Annotated in this window: 13 protein-coding genes and 1 pseudogene; 4 read left to right on the top strand and 10 right to left on the bottom strand. The window is 61.9% G+C overall.

Features of this window, described 5'->3' with window-relative positions:
• Nucleotides 1-253: 253 nt before the first annotated feature.
• From tcuC to phaR, 4 genes are all read right to left on the bottom strand, one after another.
• Entirely contained in the window at nt 254-1570 is a 1317-nt protein-coding gene (tcuC, locus tag AC3A84_RS02320) for a tricarballylate/proton symporter TcuC (protein WP_487968111.1), read from the bottom strand.
• A gap of 143 nt (nt 1571-1713) precedes the next feature.
• Nucleotides 1714-3036, bottom strand: a complete 1323-nt coding sequence (locus AC3A84_RS02315) for an Nramp family divalent metal transporter (protein ID WP_487968110.1) — start codon at nt 3034-3036, stop codon at nt 1714-1716.
• A 147-nt stretch (nt 3037-3183) separates the two neighbouring features.
• Complete coding sequence (rimO, locus tag AC3A84_RS02310) at nt 3184-4575, bottom strand: 30S ribosomal protein S12 methylthiotransferase RimO (protein ID WP_487968109.1); 1392 nt, start codon at nt 4573-4575, stop codon at nt 3184-3186.
• Between the two features lie 66 nt (nt 4576-4641).
• Nucleotides 4642-5181 carry a polyhydroxyalkanoate synthesis repressor PhaR gene (phaR, locus tag AC3A84_RS02305; RefSeq protein WP_487968108.1) on the bottom strand — a complete coding sequence of 180 codons (540 nt, stop codon included), beginning with the start codon at nt 5179-5181 and terminating at the stop codon, nt 4642-4644.
• A gap of 397 nt (nt 5182-5578) precedes the next feature.
• Between phaR and AC3A84_RS02300 the strand changes: the two genes are divergently transcribed.
• Together AC3A84_RS02300 and AC3A84_RS02295 are read left to right on the top strand one after the other, a co-directional pair.
• Nucleotides 5579-6031 carry a hypothetical protein gene (locus AC3A84_RS02300; protein WP_487968107.1) on the top strand — a complete coding sequence of 151 codons (453 nt, stop codon included), beginning with the start codon at nt 5579-5581 and terminating at the stop codon, nt 6029-6031.
• Between the two features lie 705 nt (nt 6032-6736).
• Nucleotides 6737-6931 (top strand): hypothetical protein, encoded by a 195-nt coding sequence (locus tag AC3A84_RS02295; protein ID WP_487968106.1) that lies wholly within the window; start codon nt 6737-6739, stop codon nt 6929-6931.
• 780 nt (nt 6932-7711) lie between these two features.
• On the opposite strand, the gene AC3A84_RS02290 is transcribed toward AC3A84_RS02295, so the two are convergent.
• From AC3A84_RS02290 to AC3A84_RS02265, 6 genes and pseudogenes are all read right to left on the bottom strand, one after another.
• Entirely contained in the window at nt 7712-9379 is a 1668-nt protein-coding gene (locus AC3A84_RS02290; RefSeq protein ID WP_487968105.1) for a tetratricopeptide repeat protein, read from the bottom strand.
• Nucleotides 9376-12114: an NERD domain-containing protein gene (locus AC3A84_RS02285; RefSeq protein WP_487968104.1), complete on the bottom strand. Its 2739-nt coding sequence runs from the start codon at nt 12112-12114 to the stop codon at nt 9376-9378. Before AC3A84_RS02285 ends, AC3A84_RS02290 begins: the two co-directional genes overlap by 4 nt.
• Nucleotides 12111-13184, bottom strand: a complete 1074-nt coding sequence (locus AC3A84_RS02280) for a restriction endonuclease subunit S domain-containing protein (RefSeq protein WP_487968103.1) — start codon at nt 13182-13184, stop codon at nt 12111-12113. Before AC3A84_RS02280 ends, AC3A84_RS02285 begins: the two co-directional genes overlap by 4 nt.
• A gap of 86 nt (nt 13185-13270) precedes the next feature.
• On the bottom strand, nt 13271-15103 hold the full coding sequence (locus AC3A84_RS02275; protein WP_487968102.1) for a class I SAM-dependent DNA methyltransferase: 1833 nt from the start codon (nt 15101-15103) through the stop codon (nt 13271-13273).
• Between the two features lie 15 nt (nt 15104-15118).
• Nucleotides 15119-17533, bottom strand: a pseudogene (gene hsdR, locus AC3A84_RS02270) (EcoAI/FtnUII family type I restriction enzme subunit R).
• A gap of 9 nt (nt 17534-17542) precedes the next feature.
• Nucleotides 17543-17866 (bottom strand): HVO_A0114 family putative DNA-binding protein, encoded by a 324-nt coding sequence (locus AC3A84_RS02265; RefSeq protein WP_487968101.1) that lies wholly within the window; start codon nt 17864-17866, stop codon nt 17543-17545.
• 145 nt (nt 17867-18011) lie between these two features.
• Here AC3A84_RS02265 and AC3A84_RS02260 point away from each other — a divergent pair, with 145 nt between their 5' ends.
• The gene (locus tag AC3A84_RS02260) at nt 18012-18215 is read left to right on the top strand and encodes a hypothetical protein (RefSeq protein WP_487968100.1); all 204 of its coding nucleotides are present in this window, start codon (nt 18012-18014) and stop codon (nt 18213-18215) included.
• Nucleotides 18216-18226: 11 nt separating this feature from the next.
• Nucleotides 18227-18712 carry a DUF3489 domain-containing protein gene (locus AC3A84_RS02255; RefSeq protein ID WP_487968099.1) on the top strand — a complete coding sequence of 162 codons (486 nt, stop codon included), beginning with the start codon at nt 18227-18229 and terminating at the stop codon, nt 18710-18712.
• Nucleotides 18713-18997: the final 285 nt, after the last annotated feature.

Here is an 18997-nt window from a genome sequence, read left to right as displayed (position 1 = left end):
GCCCACCGGCGCGCATGCACCGCGCTCCAGCAAAAAGGCACCTGCCATTCGTGGCCGGTGCCTTTTTCTTTGCCTGACGCCGCACCGCCGTGTCGCCCCGGACAGCACACGCACACGCGTCACGGATGTTCGATCAGCATGACAGCCATGGTGTTCGCGCCCCGAAAGCCTCCAACACATGCGCCGGGTCCGCCTCATCGCCCCCCAATCGCGCACTCCTCATCGCGCCGGGGCACCGGCCCGCCCGCTATCGCTATCGCTGCGCGGCCCGGCGATAGAGCCACAACGTGGCCGTGAGGCCGCAGGCGGCGGCTGCCGTCATCCACCATCCCGGCGAGGCCTTGTCACCCGACCATTCGATCAGGCCGGTAGCCACCGCCGGCGTGAAGCCCCCGAACAGCGCCGTGGCCAAGCTATAGGCCAGCGAGAAGCCCACGGTGCGCACATCGACCGGCATGACTTCAGTCAGTGCCACCACCATGGCCCCGTTATAGCTCGCGTAGAGGAAGGAAAGCCACAGTTCCACCTCCAGCATGCGGCCAAAGCCCGGCGAAGCCACCAGCCATTTCAGCGCTGGGTAGGCGGTGAAGAGGGTCAGGACGGTGAAGACGACCAGCAGGGGCTTGCGGCCCACGCGGTCGGAAAGCGCTCCCATCACCGGCAGCCAGAAAAAGTTGGACACCGCCACGCAGAGCGTCACGACCAGCGCGTCGGTGGTGCTCAGGTGCAGCACGCTCTTGCCGAAGGTCGGCGTGTACACAGTGATGAGATAGAACGACACGGTGGTCATCGCCACCATCATCATTCCGGCAATCACCAGCCCCCAGTTGGCGAGGATGGAGCGGAAGATCTCGCGCGTGGAGGGACGATGTTTGCGGGCCTTGAATTCCTCGGTCTCCTGCAGCGAGCGACGGATGATGAACAGCACCGGCACGATCAGGCAGCCCACGAAGAACGGCACGCGCCAGTAGAAGTCCGCGATCTCCTGCGGCATGAAGGTCACGTTAAGCCAGTAACCCAACGCCGCCGCGACGACGATCGCCACCTGCTGGCTGGCCGACTGCCAGCTCACGTAGAAGCCCTTGTGGCCGGGCGTGGCCATTTCGGACAGATAGACCGACACCCCGCCCAGTTCCACCCCCGCAGAGAAGCCCTGCAGCAAGCGCCCGACCAGCACCAGCAGCGGCGCCGCCAGGCCGATGGCGGCGTAGCCCGGCACGCAGGCGATCAGCAACGTGCCCAGCGCCATCAGGGCCAGCGTGACGATCAGGCCCTTCCGGCGGCCCACCCGGTCCACATAGGCCCCCAGGAAGACCGCACCCAGCGGGCGCATCAGGAAGCCCGCCCCGAAGGTCATGAACGTCAGCATGAGCGAGGCAAATTCATCGCCTGCCGGAAAGAACGCCTTGGATATCTGCGTGGCATAGAAACCGAACAGAAAGAAGTCGAACATCTCCATGAAATTGCCGCCCGTCACGCGCAGGACGGTAGCTGCCTTGGACGAGGACGACGTCGAGTGCGCGGCTTCGTGGATGGAAGCAGCCTGGGAAGAAGAGGAAAAGGAAGTCATCAGAAGCGGAGCTGCCGGATCAAGGGGAAGGCCTGGCAAGCTCCAAAGTGGAAACCCTGAAATTAGAACGCAGCACAGACAGGGCCAGTTACGTGGAATTACTTAGAAACTTCAGGGGCATTTGCGGATCCTGCGCCCTGGTGCTAGCTAGCCCCAACCATTCCCATAAGCCAGACATTGGCCGCCGTAATCGCGCCGAACAGGGCCCAGGCCAGCAACCTCACCAAGGGCGGGCTGGCGAACGGCCCCATCACGTCATGGTCCTCGGTGAAGCGCAGCAGTGGCCACATGGCGAAGGGCAGCTGAAAGCTCAGCACTACCTGGCTGAGCACCAGCATCTTGCCAACGCCGTCGTCCCCCAACCACCACACGCCTGCCAGGGCCGGCGCCAGGGCCAGCAGGCGGGTGATGACGCGCCGCTGCCAGCAAGGGATCTTGAGGTTGAGAAAGCCCTCCATCACCACCTGCCCGGCAATGGTGCCGGTGAAGGTGGAGCTCTGGCCCGAGGCCAGCAGCGCGATGCCGAAGAGCGCCGCAGCCAGCGCGCTGCCCACCAGCGGCTCGATGAGCTGGTAAGCGTCGGCGATGTCAGCCACGTCCTGCCGGCCATGGCCGTGGAAGGCGCTGGCCGCCAGCACCATGATGGCCGCGTTGACCAGCAGCGCGAGCGACAGCGAGATCACCGCATCCAGCGTGCAGAAGCGGATGGCTTCTCGCCGGCCGGCATCGCCTCCCGGCACCTTGCGGGTCTGCACGATGGAAGAATGCAGGTAGAGGTTGTGCGGCATGACCGTGGCGCCCACGATGCCGATGGCCAGATACAGCGCGCCGGGCTGCTGCAGCCGCTCCAGGCTGGGCACAAAGCCCATCGCCACCTCAGGCCAAACGGGCTGCGAGAAGAACAGCTCCACCGCAAAACAGCCGGCGATGGTGGTGACCAGAGCGAGCACGATGGCCTCCACGCGCCGGAAGCCCGCGCCCTGCAGACCCAGCACCAGCAATGTGTCGAAGGCCGTGATGCCGATGCCCACGGGGATGGACACGCCGAAGAGCAGATGCAACGCGAGCGCGCCGCCCAGCACCTCGGCCAGGTCGCAGGCGATAATGGCCAGTTCGGCCCCCGCCCACAGAAAGCGGTTCACCGCGGGCGAATAGCGCTCCCGGCACAGCTGGGCCAGGTCCTTGTGCGCGACCAGCCCGAGGCGCACGCACAGCGTCTGCAGCAGCATGGCCGCCAGGCTGGCCAGCAGCACGACGAAGAGCAGTCCGTAGCCGAAGCGCGAACCGGCTTCGATGTCGGTCGCCCAGTTGCCCGGGTCCATGTAGCCTACGGAAACGAGCAGGCCCGGGCCGGCGTAGCGCAGCAGCTTGCGGTGCAGCGGCAGGCCGGGGTCGATGGTCACGCTGCCCGTGACCTCGGAAGGGCAAAAGGGCGCGGTGGCGGTACGGGGCAGGCGGAAGAACATGCCTGATGATAGGCACGCCTCCCGCGCCAGAAACGCTGCGCGGGGCTGCCGATTCTTATGTGCGCAATAGGCACGGCGCGCTTGACAGCGCCGGGCGATCAGCCAGCCGGCAGGGGCGTTGCGCAAGCCCCCTGCCCGGCCCCGCCGTCAGACGGGAACGGCGACCAGGTCGTGCCCCTGCGTGCCCACCACGCGTGCCCGCGTGAATTCGCCCACCTTCAGCTGCTTGCTGATCTTCTCGGGCGGCAGCAGATGCACCACGCCATCGATCTCGGGCGCGTCGGCATAGCTGCGGCCCCGGCCACCCTTGCGGCCCAGGGCGGGAGCATGGTCCACCAGCACCTGCATGGTGGCGCCCACGCGGCGCTGCAGGCGGGCGATGGAGACTTCTTCGGCCACGGCCATGAAGCGCGCGCGGCGCTCCTCGCGCACTTCCATGGGCAGCATGCCGGGCAGCTCGTTGGCGGCGGCGCCATCGACGTCGCTGTAGGCGAAGCAGCCGGCACGGTCGATCTGCGCCTCGCGCACGAAGTCCAGCAGGTGCTGGAATTCTTCCTCCGTCTCGCCGGGAAAACCAGCGATGAAGGTGCTGCGGATGACCAGTTCAGGGCAGGCCTCGCGCCAGCGCTGGATGCGCTCCAGGTTGCGCTCGCCGCTGGCCGGGCGCTTCATGCGCTTGAGCACGTCGGGGTGGCTGTGCTGCAGCGGCACGTCCAGGTACGGCAGCACCTTGCCGGTGGCCATGAGCGGGACCACCTCGTCCACGCTCGGATAGGGATAGACGTAGTGCAGCCGCACCCAGGCGCCGTAGGGCTCGGCGATCTCGCCCAGCGTCTGCACCAGCTCCAGCATGCGCGTCTTGACGGGCTTGCCGTCCCAGAAGCCGGTGCGGTACTTCACATCGACGCCATAGGCGGACGTGTCCTGGCTGATGACCAGCAGTTCCTTCACGCCGCCTTCGAACAGGGCCTTGGCTTCCTTCAGCACGTCGCCCACCGGGCGCGAGACCAGGTCGCCGCGCATCGAGGGGATGATGCAGAAGGTGCAGCGATGGTTGCAGCCCTCGCTGATCTTCAGATACGCATAGTGCTTGGGCGTGAGCTTGACGCCCGCCACGCCGAAGCCGCCGGGCACCAGATCGATGAACGGGTCGTGCGGCTTGGGCAGGTTCAGGTGGACGGCATCCATCACCTCCTGCGTGGCATGCGGGCCGGTGACGGCGAGCACGCTGGGATGCATCTCGCGCACCAGGTTGCCACCGCCCTCGCCCGAGCGCGCGCCCAGGCAGCCGGTGACGATCACCTTGCCGTTCTCGGCCAGCGCCTCGCCGATGGTGTCCAGGCTTTCCCGGACGGCATCATCGATGAAGCCGCAGGTGTTGACGATGACGAGGTCGGCACCCTCGAAGGTCTTGGAGGTTTCGTAGCCCTCGGCGCTCAGTTGCGTGAGGATGAGTTCGGAATCCGTCAGGGCCTTGGGGCAGCCCAGGCTGACGAAACCGACTTTGGGTGTTTTCGTGGGGGAGAGTGCTTCGCTCATCCCGCTATTGTCCCAGTTCTGCCCGAAGCGGGGCTGGGCGGGTGCAGAGCCGCACGCCCATCGGGCTCAACGCTTGATGCCGAAGGCCCCTAGCATCTGCTCTGTCTGCTTCTGCATCTGTTCCTGCACCTGCGCAAAGACGGCCTGGGACTGCTCTACGTAGGTGCCCATCATTCCCTTGAGCATGGGCGACTGCAGGTGCATGTATTTGCTCCACATCTCGGGCGTCATGGCTCGGGATTGCTCGGTCATGCGGGCCTGGATCTCGGTGAACGCCTGCACGTTCTTCTCGAGGTAGGCGCCAACGAAACCCTGCATGGCATGTCCGTAGAACCGGATGATGTTGGCAAGAACCGCCTCCGTGAACATTGGCGCGCCGCCAGCCTCCTCTTCCAGAATGATCTGCAGCAGGATGCTGCGCGTGAGGTCGTCGCCGGTCTTGGCATCGCGCACCGACACCGATTCACCGTCCATCACCAGCTGCTTGACCTCGGCCAGCGTGATGTACGCGGAAGTGGAGGTGTCGTAGAGCCGGCGATTCGGGTACTTTTTGATCACGCGCTGTGCGGTGGAGGCCTCGGGGGAGGAATGGGAATCTTCTTGCACAGCTGGGCTCCTCGGGCATGTCGCCCATCTTGGTTTCTCTGCGATCGATTCTAGGGAGTGCCCACTAGACCGCCGCGCAGGAATACCCTGAAACCCGGAAAAGGCACCGCCCCATGGCTCCTGAGGCAAGCCCTCACCGAAACATTCCAAACAAAGTCACAGACTGTCGCACTCAGTTACACCCCGTCAGCTTTCCCTGACCCTTTTGTAAGACCTCTCCCACAGCGCGCATCCGCCATCGCCCTGAGACTCGTTAGCAGTCGCTCACACGGCTTTGCAATTTTTGACTTTCCACGGAAACACTCCCGGGGCATGCCGGCCAAACGCTTGCGTGCCCACCCGCCGATCAGGCGCGCCCTCAGCGAACCCAGCCGTCGGCTCTACAACTGCGAACACCATGGGAAACTATCCACAGAGAACACGACAGCAGAAGGGACTTCTCCAGCAATTCACCCCGCTCGACCTTTCGCCCACGTGGGACGGCGGCGAGGTCATCAAGGTCCGGGGCGTGCGCGTGATCGCGCTGTCGGGGCAGGCCACCTATTCGGATCGCGACTACGTGTTGCACCAGGCCGTCGGCTGCATCGAGGTGATCGGCAACCGCGTGGCCACGCGCGCCACCGTGCTGCTGATCGGCTTCTCGCTGGCTGCGGATCTGCCCGCCGCGACCTTCCACATGGCCGAGGACGAGGCCATCGGCACCATGACGCTGCCAGCCAGTTGCCTGAGTGCCTACATCCTGATGGCAAACAGCCCGGCCGCGTATTTCCGCATGGGCGGCGACGGTTCGCTCAACGCGCTGGCCACCGATGCTTCATCGCTGCGAGTGCACACACCTACCACCGCCTGATCCCGCCAGCGGTCGCGTCGCCTTCACCCATGACAAGGCCCCGTCTGACGGGGCTCTTTTTCATGGGCAGCAGATGCACTTAGGTGGCCCCGAGCCCCAGTCCATCACTCGGGCTTGAGTTCGCCGCATTGATGATCGGCGCGCACTTACCCACCTCCGCCATTTGGAAGGCAGCGATCTGCGCGGTGAGCAGGTCTACCGGCTCCAGCCGAAGCTCTTCGGCCTCGACTGCATCTCGCGCTGAGCCAGGATCTTGCGGAGGTCCTCGTGGAGCCGCGCGATGAACGGTGCGGGCGCGCCCGCAGGCACAAAGATCACCTGCCAGGACACGCTGGGGAGGCTCCCGTTGACGGCCTGCGAGCTGATGTGGCGGCACAGCGGCGTGTAGCCGCCAGGCGAAGCGAGCGGCGATCCCCGAGTCCACGCTGCCCCCCGGCCCCACCCTTGTTGTCCACCACCACTTTAGCGCCCGGAGTCGCGCCAAGCCGATGGGCAATGCGCCGGCCCAGCGTGCCGGTGGTGCCGCCGGCGGCAAACGGCTCGGTAGGTGGTGGTCCTGGCCGCTTGCCACTGATCCTGCGCGGCGGAGCGCAGACCCCACGATGCGCCTGTGGCGGTACATACGGCGGTGGTGAGAAGCGACGGCGAACGCGCCGCCCTGCCCTAGCGCACAGCGACCCGGACGCGAAGGCCGACTCGCTGCGCATGCGCCGAACTCCAATGACGCCCGAGTCCATCGTGCGCCCGGCGAAAGCCGCCCATGTCCGCCACGACTTTGCCGACTTGAAGCTCAAAGGCGAAGTGCTGCGCGGCAAGGAAGAAGTCGAAGTCATCCTCACGCTGCACCACCGCTTTTCACATGAGCGCTCACGCTCGACCCCAACGGCGGCAGGCTCTTGAAAGACGCCATCTGCCTGCCCGTGATCAGCACGGCTCATGGCCTACGCCGAAGACCCATGTGACGCCGAAGGCGCTTTTCCGCCCGCGAGGCCATGGTCGAATTCTGGCGCGCCACCAGCCTGCCAACCGCCACCCACGGGGTCGCCTCCGAATGGCGCGAGATGTCCACAGCCTCTCGGTGCAGTCGGTAAACATCGCCATGGCCAATCCGCACTTCTGGACCCTGGCCTGCTCGGTGCGTATACCGAAGCTCTGCCGGGCCTGAGACCTCTACACGGGGATCGCACTCCAGCAACCAGTTTGACGTGTCGCAGGCTATCGCCGCAGTTCCCGGCCAGGTCAATGCCATCAACACGCACTGGATCTGGCAGCACGGCCAGCACTGATGCGCAACGCGCTCTAGATCGCGGGCGGCCATGTGCAGACCGCACCCGACACAGCCCTGACTGAGCGTTGTACTGGACACGGGCATCATCGACAGCGTCCACCGGCTCAACCTGCACCACGGCCGGGGCGCACGCAACGAAAGCGTCGCCATGCGGTACCTCATGCCGGGGTGGAAGTTCAACACCAAACGGCCGTGATTGCTGCAATAAGCGGCAGACTCGGATGTCAAGGCATCGGGCATCCAGGCTAAGGATGCGGTGCACAAAGAAAAACCGCCACATTCCGGAAAAACCAGAGTGTGGCGGCGTCTTGAGTGGTGGCGGACGGTTGACCATGTGCTGACTTGCTTCCCGAGCTTATGAGCATTGGCGCGGGTTGCTGCGGAATCGTTTTTCACGCTGCGCTGATCGCGACTGCGCGCCATCCGTATCTATCCTCTTTTGGGTGCTTCGCGTACACCAGCACAGCAACCACGGTATCGACTTCCGGCGGGACCGTCTCAACCATAAAAGGAGGGACAAAGGCATCATCGACAAAAGCGAACCCCTTGGGGTTCCTCTTCAAGTGACCCGTTGTCATCTTGACATCAGCATCTGGACGAGGACCTGGTTCAACGGCGAAAAGGTCCCTTCGGCCCGTCTTGCGGTTTTCAGTCACCCGAAAACGGACGCCTTCGCCGACTTTGGGGGAGTGTGACCCGATCCAAGCCTCGCCGTCGATTCCAACCTCAAGGTCCCGATCAACAAAGACTTTTGCCCGCCTATCATCTGCTGCCTCGCGGGTTACCAGACCCTTCCCCGAATCGGTGCAGTCCCAGCTGGCCCCGTCCGACCGAACCGAAACTTGAACAATTGCGTCGCGATCACTGTCCCGCTGCCTGCCGAGAACTAGCGTTACGGGATCTCCGATCTTGATATTCCTGCAACGAACACCCGGGCCAACAATGCTGACCGACGCACCATTGGATTCACGTATCGCAAAACGAGGAAGAGGTCGGACCTTCCTTCCCGGCTCAGCATCCTTCGGCTGCTGCGGCACGATCGTTCCCAAATAGGTCGCAGGTTTCACATCCACAGAATCGAAACACAATACCAGTGCGTCCTGGGAGTGGTGGGCGTAGAAGTCTCTTGCCCTTTCAGCACCTTGTGCCGACGGGTCATACCAACTGCTGTTGATCAGGTCCTGAAGTTCCGCATCGATTCCCCAACCTTGTTCTTGCCGAAGCGATATCACCGACGCCAGTTCGCTGCTTGCCTGAGCAAACTCACCACGATCTGCCAACATCTGGGCAAGCTCACGGTGAACCTTCACAGTGAATTTGGGGTCTGATCCGCATTCCAATGCCCGGCACGCGCACGCAAATGCGAGGTCTGGCTGCTCCTCTGAATACAGTCTCGCCGCCTCGGCCCATACCCAAAACTCATTTCTCTTAGCCTTGATGACTGGACCAAGAACTCCGGCCGCCTCAGCATGGCGATGGACGCGCCGCAGTAGATAAACTCTGTCCCAATCCATCCATAGGGCATCGTCACCCTCGGCCACAGGCCGCACGCGGTCGATCCATTCAAGCGCCAGATCAATATCCTCTTGGGCCGCATCAGGGAATGCCTTCATCCACTTCGCCAAGCCACGGGCAACTCCAAGGGCGATTGGCGGAAAACGATTTTCATCGAGCTGGTTGTACTGCCAATCTTCCGCACCGAGGCCATCGAAGCCCACCCACCGTATAAACCCAGGGAAGAATGGAAAGTGCGGAGCGATCTTCGACAACTCGCGCAAGATGTTGGAGAGCGCGTTATCTGGCCGGCGCTTCGGTTGCCGCGCGTAGCGGCGCAACGCCTGATGAATTTGATTGATAACCGCATTGGGGGCTGGCTGCCCTCCTTTGAGCTTGGAAACTATGGAAGACACATGGTTCTTGATCAGACCATAGAACGCCCAGTCAATCTGCGTCCGCAGTTTGAAGTCATCGGGATCGTCAGCAAGCTCTTGGAGACCAAGGTCAACAGCCTCTTGGAAACGCCCAGATTTGCGGAGCGCTTGTACGTCTGCCCACGTCATTGGAAAACAGACCTTATCGTTTCAACGGACTCTGGACTGCTGCACGTCAACGGGCGCAAGCTGGAAACGAGCCCCTGCTTGTCGAAGTTGATCTCAAGACCGACTCGCTCATCTTGGTTTCGAGCAACCGTTATTGCCAAACGATACGAGGTCTCAGCCGCAGATACGACCTTCCAGCCAATTTGATCCAGGCGCGACTGTGTAGATCGGAGCAAGGCGGTAGCCTCCGGTGAATAGTCGTTCGTCGAGAGGCATTCAAAGGCCACGTCAGAAAGCAAACCCCAGTGCTCGGGTTCCTTCACGTGCATGGCCGTGACGACATTTTTCCCGTTGTAGGCGATCCGCAGCTGGCAGTGTTCGCCCTGTGGACCAGAAAGGTCATACTGCTCCTGGTAGGGGTGACAGGCCGCTTTGACGACCTGCCAACCAAACCGCTCTGCGGCGTTGACGACACGAAGCCAGATTGCAACGGACTTGAGCACATCTTTCGACTGTTCGAGCCCGTCGGGCAAGCCGCGCTGCTGATCTCTTTCGGACGCGATTCCGTTAGGCTGAAATACCCAGCCTGCACCCACTGCGATGTCAGCAGCCACCTTGACAGCACCTGCTTTCCAGACAGCAGCGTCGAAGGGGTGGATATCCGTGAAATTCAATAAAACCAGTTCACGCTCGGCGACAGTGAGTGCCGAGTACAGCCAACGGAAGAATCCCTCAGAGTGGCGGCCAGCGGCGTGATCGCAATTCACATAGCAAATCGGCTGTGACATGCCTTGGGCATGGTGAACCGTGGCTGCATAACCATATCGTGCATACGTAAATGCCGGTCTCGGGAGTGGCGGATTTGGCTCTCGTGGCTCACTTGGAGGTGGCATTTTTGGAACACCGGGAAGTCCGGACTCCCTCTCCCATGCAAGTTGGTCCCTCTGGTATTTCTTGAGCCTGTTTTCGTACTGCTTTTCTGCATTCCTCCATACCGCCTCGGCGACAGAGGTCTCCTTGTCCAGCTCAGGCTTTTCCGCGCTCAGGAACTCCTCGAACACCTCAAGTTCTATCTCATCACGACGATCGACCCTACACCTGAGGGAATGGAACTTGACCGGACCGTTCTTTACCCAGCTCAACGCTTGTTGGTACGCGGTCCGCTTGCCGACACTCGTGACAGTTAGGCGCCCGCCGGACTGCATGGCTACCCTTGAGCCGAATGCCTCGCGCACATCAGGGCTCACGTAGACCTCCAGCAGGTCGCCCACCTCCATCGTGTCCAGGAGTTTCTTGCCGTGCAAGCGCTCACGAATCCACTGGGTCAATGCGTTGGCCTGGCCATGTGTCTCGGACAGATACCAGACTGAGCTTGGGTCTGCCTGGAAATGATCCATCATCTCATTGGCAGCATCCTTTTTATCGAGAACCCTGAATCCTGCATCGGTTTCCAATTCCAAGGCAGCAAATTTCTGGGCACGGATGGCGCCTACCAGCTTGACTGCGTTGGCCAGTTTGGCTGAACCACCTGTGGTGTCGATCAGTTGCGTCAGCTCTAGCGATTGGTGCTTCAGTTGACGTGACTTCTGGAAGTCACCCGAAAGCACTGCCCCCTCGCTACCGCCGCGCTGAATCTGATACGGATCACCAAAGAAAACGACCTTGCGTGCCCCCTTGCCCAGCGCAGCGAAATCGAAGAAATCCGACAACAACTGGCCGCTGCCATATTGTTTGCCGTCAGGGGTCGAAAATCTGGAGTTACTCAGCAGGTGGGCGTCGTCCACGAGGTAGACGCAGTCGGTCTTGTCATCGCAGTCGCGCAACGGGATGACTTTGAGCTTCTTCTGTTCGGCCTCGCTTTCCGGTTCATCATCCCCGTTCACATCACTGGTGTAGAGATGCCCGTAAATGCTGTTGGACTTCACCTCGGCGCCATCGGCAAGGCGCCGATTAGGTTGCAGCACGATGGCCTGCTTTCCAGCCTTTTTAACGATCTCTGCTACCTCGACAAGCAAACGGCTCTTGCCGGTCGATGTCATGCCCAGAACTGAAAGACTGACGGAGTCGTCCGCAGCGACGAAGCTGCTCAGGGTCAGCAAGGCCTCGCGTTGATGTCCGGTCAGCGGCGTGCGCGCTTGAGGTTGATCCGGACGCGAATGAATATCGCGAACCTGTGGGCGCTTGGATGCCCATTCAATCGGCTGAACGCCCAGCCTGCGGACGATCTCCAGCGCTTCGTCGCGAGCAATCCTCAGCTCGGGTGACGACAAGCCATCGAGCATGACGGCGCAGTTGGCCAAATCCGTCGGGTAGAACCAGGAGCGAACCTTGGAGGGAAGTTCCAACTGATCCGTGATCTCACCCGAGAAGATGACACCGGCAGAGATATGCCCCAAGTTGCGTCCGGACAGCAGCGCCTTGGATTGCAGCCAATCCAGCACGGAGAACTTGTTGTCGCGCAGCTGCTGGTAGGGGTTGGCCTTCCGGCCGCCCTTGACTATCACGCCATCGGCTTGCCAAGGCCCGTTCTCGGTGCCGGTCAGCGTGCCGCCATAGTTCTTGAAGTCGGCGACGATGATGGCCGATGGCAGGATGCAGACCAAGTCGATTTCCGCACCGTTCCACATCGCGTTTGCAACGGCAACAATCCAGTCGGAGCTGTCTGCCCAGCGATCTTCCAGCCGCTCCAGAAACACCTGGAGCATCTGGTTTTCGTGCGTGCGGCTGGCCTTCTCGCCATAAACGAGGATGGTCATTGGCGAGATCCAGTGGGTTTGACGCCAAACACCCGTTCCAGCGTCGCCGGGATCAGTGCTGCGTTGGCTTGCCGAATGGCGGTGTGTTTGGCCTTCAGGGCGGCAATTTCGGCTTGAAGGCGGTCGAAGGTGCGCTGTACCGCCAGCGCGGGCATGGGCACTTCGATCTTGCCGAGATTGCCAAGGCTCAGCGTGCGATTCCGGTCAGCCGTTCCGGGTGAAGCGAGACTTATCTTCTCCAAGCCGTCCTCACTCAGCAGGTAGTAGGCAAGGAAACCAGTTGTGGCAAGCTCCGGGTCGGGGACACAGGTGATGTAGCGATGCGAGGCGATACAGCCTTCGTGCTCATCACCCGCAATGGCGATGGCACCTTCCCATGCTTTGATGTTGCTGAGAACCAAGTCACCTGATTTGATCCAGACTGGCTTTTGCCACGTTGCTTCAGCTCCGTCGAAATCGGGCTTGATGAACAGTCCTTTGCCGAATGAGCGTGCACCGACCTCCCTGTAACGGGTTTCGATATCGATTTCTACCGGGCGGCGAACAAACGGTGCCACCTCCGCCATAGGCCGCATCGGTGCGTCGGCAATGGCATCGCGGAACCGCAGCGCCAGCAGATGTTCGGCGTCGCGCTCGACGGCATCCAGATGCGCTTCAACCTGCCGGGTTTTTTCGGCCAGCGCGTTGAGGCGGGCAACGACGGCTTGCTGTTCGGCCAGTTGTGGAATCGCGATTTGCTGATCGAGGAACCGATCTTCCTTGATGCGCACGCGGTTGGTTGTGCCTTCACTGGCAGACTTGCACAGCTCCACGAAGGGCGACGAGCGCACCAGCCAGCCCATGAATTCCGCGCTGCACGCGTCTGGGTCACGAAAATCGAATGAAGGAAAGTCGTTGCTGACGATGGCACCGTCAAGTTCGGGTGGTACCAAGCCGATCGCGCCATTGCGCGCATCGATCTTGGACAGGATCAATTGATTGACGCGAACGACACGGCGCACTGAAACGACGTCGCTGCCGCGAACCTTGCCGCGACTGACGACACCTTTCCCCCAAAGCTTGATCGTCACCTCGTGATACTCAGCCTCCGGTTCGATTCCCGCAGTCTCGTCGGAGCGCCGCAGCAACTCGCTCAGAGCGATCTTAGGCCACGCCCTCATTCGCTGCCCTCAACGCCAACCAAGGCTTCGATCTCGCCCAGCAAGCGCAATACCTCGGCCTCGTGGCTGCGCATCGCGGCAATCAGGACTTTTGGATCGGCATGTTCCAGCCCGGCCTTGGCATTCGGGTTCTTTAAGTCTAAGTTGTAAATGGGCCAGTACAGCGCATCGCCTTCGGTCTGTGCGGACTTGGCAGCCTGTTCGTGGGCCTGTTGCTCGCTCTTGAGCGACTTCAGGCGGTCTTGCAACTCGACCCTCTGGCCATTGGCAGCAGCCTGAACGGCCTGTTCCAACTCACGAATGGGCTTGCCCAGCGCGATGGCGGCATTGCGTTCGCTTTCCGCCCGTTGCCAGTGCGGCGTGGCGGCTTCAACAGCAGCGGCACGTTTGGCCGCGAAATCCACCTTCCAGGCCTGCGGGCCTTCTTCGCGGGCGTTCCACCATGCTAGGGCGGGAGCGAATTCCTCAAACTGCATAGGCGCCGTCTTGCTGTACTTCTTGCGCCCTGCGGGCAACGGCAGTTCGTAGTACCAGATGGTGTTGGTGGGGCCGCCGCGTTCAAAGAACAGCAGGTTGGCCGGGATGTCGGTGTAAGGCGCGAACACGCCTTGCGGCAGACGCACGATGGTGTGGAGCTTGAACTCCTTGAGCATTTGCTCCTTGATGACGGCGCTGATGCCATCGCCAAACAGGGTGCCATTGGGCACGACCACAGCGGCACGGCCACCGCGATCAGCCGGCTTGCCACCCGGCACGGGCGCACCTGCCACGCGCAGCTTGCGCATGATGTACTGCAGGAAAAGCAGCGCGGTTTCTGCCGTTTGCATGTTGGGCGGGAAGTTGGCCTTGATGCCGGCCTCCTCTTCGCCGCCGAAGGGCGGGTTGGTGAGGATGACGTCCACCCGCTCGCTGTGGCCGATCTCATTGACCCGGCGCTCGAGCGTGTTGCCATAGGCAATCTGCGGGGCTTCCAGGCCGTGCAGCAACAGATTCATCTGCACCAGCATGTAGGGCAGCGGCTTGGCCTCCTGACCGAACAGGGTGTTCTGCTGCAGCACCCGGCGTTGGTCGGGTGTGCTGACCTGCGGCGCGATGTGGTCATACGCCTCGACCAGAAAGCCGCCGGTGCCACAGGCCGGGTCGAGCACCGTCTCACCCAGGCGCGGGTCGGTAACCTGCACCATGAAGCGCACCACAGGGCGCGGGGTATAGAACTCACCGGAATCGCCAGCGGCATCGCGCATTTCGCGCAGCATCGACTCGTACAGGTGCGAGAGGGTATGGATTTCTTCGCTGGCGCTGAAGTGGATGCCGTTGATCTTGTTGATGATGTCGCGCAGCAGGTACCCGCTGACCATGCGGTTCTGCACGCCCTTGAACACGTTGGCAATGACTTCGCGCTGGCTGCCTTTTTCTCCGTCGCCAGCCAGGCCACGCAAGTAGGCAAACAGGCCCTTGCCGACCGTGCCATCGACTCGGATGGCTGCTTCCTGGCTGATGAACGCCAGCAGTTCGTCACCGGTGATGCCGTCATCACGGGCAGCCCAGTCGCGCCACCGGTAAGGGGCTTCGATGATGGGCTGGTAACGCTTACCATCGAGCTCGGCTTCCTCCTCATGGACCGCTTCAAGGTCGTCGAGGAACTTGAGAAACATTACCCAGGTGAGCAAGGGCAGACGATCCACGTCGCCATTGAGGCCCTTGTCCTTGCGCAGGATCTTTCGAGCGCTGCCGATTAGGGCAGACAGATTTTCACGGGTGGTGAGCGGTGCCTTGGCTTTGCGTGGCGCGCGGGTCTTTGTCTCGCCGGTGGTGGTAGATTTGGCCATTGGATGTGGTTCTGATTATTGGTATAGCGCGGTCTGCAGCCGTGATACAGCGTCCTTCATGCCGCGCACACCACCGAAGTGACGGGTGGCGATCTCGGAAGGACTGCCGTAGCGGTCGAAGGGCTGGACCTTCATCAGCTCGGACAGCGCATTGAATTGCAGGATGCCGCGCTCGATGTAGCGGTCGAGCAGCAGCGTGAGGATTTCGCGGGCTGTGTCACCGTGTTGGGCGAACAGGTCTTGTGTCTGGCGCTTGGCGGCTTCAGCACGCTGGCGGCGGGTCAGCAGTGGCGCATTCCAGGCCAAATGGCACAGCAGGTCGAACGGATCTGCGTCAGGCTGCTCACTGCTGCTGGCCAGCTCCGCGAAGCTGATGCCGCGCTCGGTCAGCTCGCGCAGCACTTCCGCCCGGGTATCGGGGTTGGCCCAGGCCGATTGCAGTGCCTCGCGCGTGGGATAAAGCGTGCGCACGGCACGGCCAGAATAGTCCGTGTACTTGACGACCTGCAGCTTCTTGCCATCGGTATCGAGGTCATAGACCAAGTGGCCGATGACTTCGACTTCGCCGCCGTCAATGTAGAACTTTCGGGGCTCGACAGGTGGCTCGGTGATGATGATGCCGGTGTCTGGACCGATCTGCTCGTCGGGAAGCTCGTACTCCACTGGCACATCTTCCTGCGGCGCTTCAGCCTCAGCCTCAGTGATGCCCACCTGTTCGCCGGCTTCATCAATGGTCACCTCTTCGATCCGCGCTGGATCGCCATCGAAGTCCGGATCGGCAAAGTGGCTGGTGGCTGTACCGGTGAAGTCGATGATGTTGAAGTATTCCTTGCCGTAATCGACCTTGAGTCGCGTGCCGCGACCGACGATCTGCTTGAACTCGGAGCGGGAGCCCACGACGCGCGCCAGCACCACGTTTTTGACCATCTCGGCATCAACGCCGGTGGTCAGCAATTGAGATGTGGTCAGGATGACGGGCGTGGGCTTGTCCACGTCTTGGAAGTGCGACAGATGGGTGAGGCCGATAGCGCCTTCATCGGCTGTCACACGGCAAACGTAATCGGGATACTGCTTGACGAGGTCGCTGTTCAGGTTGAGCAACTCTTGGCGCATTTCGGCCGCGTGTTCCTGATCGACGCAGAAAATCAGGGTCTTGGCAAAGCGGTCGGTACCTTTGAGCAGGTCGGTCAGATGCCTCGCCATCGCCCTTGTGCGGGAACGAAGGGCCACGACTCGCTCGAAATCCTTGGTCTGGTACTCGTCGTCAGGCACTTCGCGGCCATAACGGTCCAACTCATCCTTGCTCGGCCGCCAGCCTGCGGCATCGACCGTGGTGATGACGCGGTGTACGCGGTAGGGGGCCAGGAAACCGTCTTCGATGCCTTGGCGCAGGCTGTAGGTCTAGACCGGGTTGCCGAAGTATTCGTAGCTGTCGCGAGACTCTTCGCGCAGCGGCGTGGCCGTCATGCCGAACTGGACTGCGGGCTCGAAATAGTCGAGCACCGCGCGCCAGGCACTTTCGTCACGGCTGGAGCCCCGATGACATTCATCGATGATGATGAGGTCGAAAAAGTCGGGACGGTACTGCCGGAACACATCGGCGCTGGCGGTGGTCAGCGCCTGGTAGATGCCGAAATACATATCCCGGCTTTGGCTGGTGTCGCCGCCAGCGATCTTGTGCCGAGCGTCGCCAAAGGGTGCGAACATCTTGGCCATCGGGTCGTCCACCAGGATGTTGCGATCAGCCAGAAACAGGATCTTGGGGCGGCGGTACTCCCCAGTCCGGTTCCAGCGGCTGTTCCACAACTTCCAGCAGATCTGGAAAGCGACGCAGGTCTTGCCGGTGCCAGTGGCCAGGGTGGCCAGGATGCGTTTCTGCCCGAGCAAGATCGCTTCGATCACCCGATTGATGGCGATCTGCTGGTAATAGCGCGGCACCTTGCCAGAGATCAGGTTGAACGGCTCCAGCACATGCGCAGCGGCGTCTTGGGGCAGATGGGTGGCGGCTGAAAGGCGGGTAAACAGTTCATCAGGCGTGGCATAGCGATCCACCTCGCGCTCGGTGCCGGTGGTGTAGTCGATCTCGATGATGCGGTGGCCATTGGTCGCGTACGCGAACTTGAGACCGAGAATCTCAGCGTACTCGCGAGCCTGCTGCACACCGGTTTCAGCGGGGAGACCAATCTCCTTGGCCTCCACCACAGCCAGGGGATAGTCACGCCGGTGGTACAGCAAGTAGTCGGCCCGCTTCTGTTTGCCGCGCCGCACCTTGCCCCCGGCCACGATGATGCGACCGTTGGTAAAAGTGCGCTGCTCGCCAATGGCGTGTGGAGCAGTGCCCCAGCCAGCCTCGACCAATCGGGGCGTGACGAATTCGCGGCAGGTGTCTGCTTCGGTGATCACGCCATCTCGCATTGCCTCCCCCTTCATATTCGCCCCTCAATCAATCAGAATCTTGAAACTGGTCGCCAGCGCCATCGGCTCGATTTCGCGTACGTTCTTCTTCAGTGCCACCAAGCCATAGCTTTCCATCATCCGCAACGTGCGCGACAGATTCGGTACCTGGCGCCCGGTGAGCTCCGCCAACTCGGTCAACGACTTGGGGCGCTTGTCACGGATGAGGCGCAGCAGGGATTGGTTATCCTCCGACAGCACCGCAGCCATGGTGGCCATCGACGGAAACCAGACAGTCGGGACATCTTTTTGAGCAACTGCCCCCTGCGATTCACCAGGACGACGAATACCGACAACGCAGCGCTTCATATCGGATGTCCTGATCGGCATGGCATAAGACCCCCATCTTATCAATGTGGCACAACTGCAGCCAGATCTTGATGAACAAAGGCTTGGCTTCCTGATCGTTCAGCGCGTGAATGGTGGCGTCATCCATCAACCAAGGAGCCCCGCGATGAACACCAAGACCACCGCCATTGACAGCTATCTCGCCCGCGCCGCCGCCATCCACAACAAACTGATCCGGCTGGGGCAACTGGCCGACGACCACTTCGGCCACGACCCAGAGGCCATTCACTGGGGCCACGTTGGTGACCTCGGACGGGTGGATCAGGCGCTGGACGACCTGCTGGCGATCTTCGACGGCCAGCCCAAGTGAGGGAGTCCGCGATGGAAATGCTGCCCAAACTCTCCCCGGCCCAAAGCCTGCTCCTGCGCAACGCCGCCCGCCGTGCCGATGGGCGCGTGATCCCGCACGACTCCCTGCGGGGCGGCGCGCGGTCCAAGGTGCTGACTGCACTGCTGCAGCGTGGCTGGATTGAGCCTGCCGACGACGGCCACGTGATGACCGACGCGGGCTACGCGGCCATCGGCCAGGAAAGGCCGGTTCGGCCGGATGACGTCCAGTCTGTGGAAGCCACCGGTGACCTCCAACTTCTGGAGGGCATCCCGGTCCGCCCCGGCACCAAGCTCGCCGCACTGGTGATGGCGCTGCGCCGCGCGCAGGGTGCAACCAGCCTGCAACTGATGCTGGCCACCGCCTGGCAGCCGCACACGGTGCGCGGGGCGATTTCCGGGTTGCTGCGCAAGAAGCTGGGCCTGAACGTGGTGCTGGCTCACAACGACAGCGGCGAACGGGTTTACAGGGTGGTCTGATAGGTCGCCAAGGGTGTCCAGTTTCTGGAGGCCCTTGCCCATACCCCGGCGCTTCTGACGCATCGGACACAGGTTGTCGCAACTTCCCGTGAGGCGCGCACACGCGCACGCGTATAGAGAGTTACGTAGAGATGTGTCCGATGCGTCAGACGGTGTTCATCGCGCTTCTGCACACCCTCACCGTTTTGCCCGGTTTTTGACCATCAAGGGTCGCAAGCCCCCGCCAGTACTGACCCTTCCACGGTCACCGAATCTGGTTCGCTCGTGGGCCGATTTCTGCAATTC

The organism is Paracidovorax sp. (assembly GCF_057642795.1).
This window is presented reverse-complemented; position numbering and strand designations above follow the sequence as displayed.

What these genes read in the sequence shown, in the direction of transcription:
- tcuC (WP_487968111.1), bottom strand. Translation starts at nt 1,570, where the DNA reads ATGACTTCCTTTTCCTCTTCTTCCCAGGCTGCTTCCATCCACGAAGCC.
- AC3A84_RS02315 (WP_487968110.1), bottom strand. Translation starts at nt 3,036, where the DNA reads ATGTTCTTCCGCCTGCCCCGTACCGCCACCGCGCCCTTTTGCCCTTCC.
- rimO (WP_487968109.1), bottom strand. Translation starts at nt 4,575, where the DNA reads ATGAGCGAAGCACTCTCCCCCACGAAAACACCCAAAGTCGGTTTCGTC.
- AC3A84_RS02300 (WP_487968107.1), top strand. Translation starts at nt 5,579, where the DNA reads ATGGGAAACTATCCACAGAGAACACGACAGCAGAAGGGACTTCTCCAG.
- AC3A84_RS02295 (WP_487968106.1), top strand. Translation starts at nt 6,737, where the DNA reads ATGCGCCGAACTCCAATGACGCCCGAGTCCATCGTGCGCCCGGCGAAA.
- AC3A84_RS02290 (WP_487968105.1), bottom strand. Translation starts at nt 9,379, where the DNA reads ATGACGTGGGCAGACGTACAAGCGCTCCGCAAATCTGGGCGTTTCCAA.
- AC3A84_RS02285 (WP_487968104.1), bottom strand. Translation starts at nt 12,114, where the DNA reads ATGACCATCCTCGTTTATGGCGAGAAGGCCAGCCGCACGCACGAAAAC.
- AC3A84_RS02275 (WP_487968102.1), bottom strand. Translation starts at nt 15,103, where the DNA reads ATGGCCAAATCTACCACCACCGGCGAGACAAAGACCCGCGCGCCACGC.
- AC3A84_RS02265 (WP_487968101.1), bottom strand. Translation starts at nt 17,866, where the DNA reads ATGAAGCGCTGCGTTGTCGGTATTCGTCGTCCTGGTGAATCGCAGGGG.
- AC3A84_RS02260 (WP_487968100.1), top strand. Translation starts at nt 18,012, where the DNA reads ATGAACACCAAGACCACCGCCATTGACAGCTATCTCGCCCGCGCCGCC.
- AC3A84_RS02255 (WP_487968099.1), top strand. Translation starts at nt 18,227, where the DNA reads ATGGAAATGCTGCCCAAACTCTCCCCGGCCCAAAGCCTGCTCCTGCGC.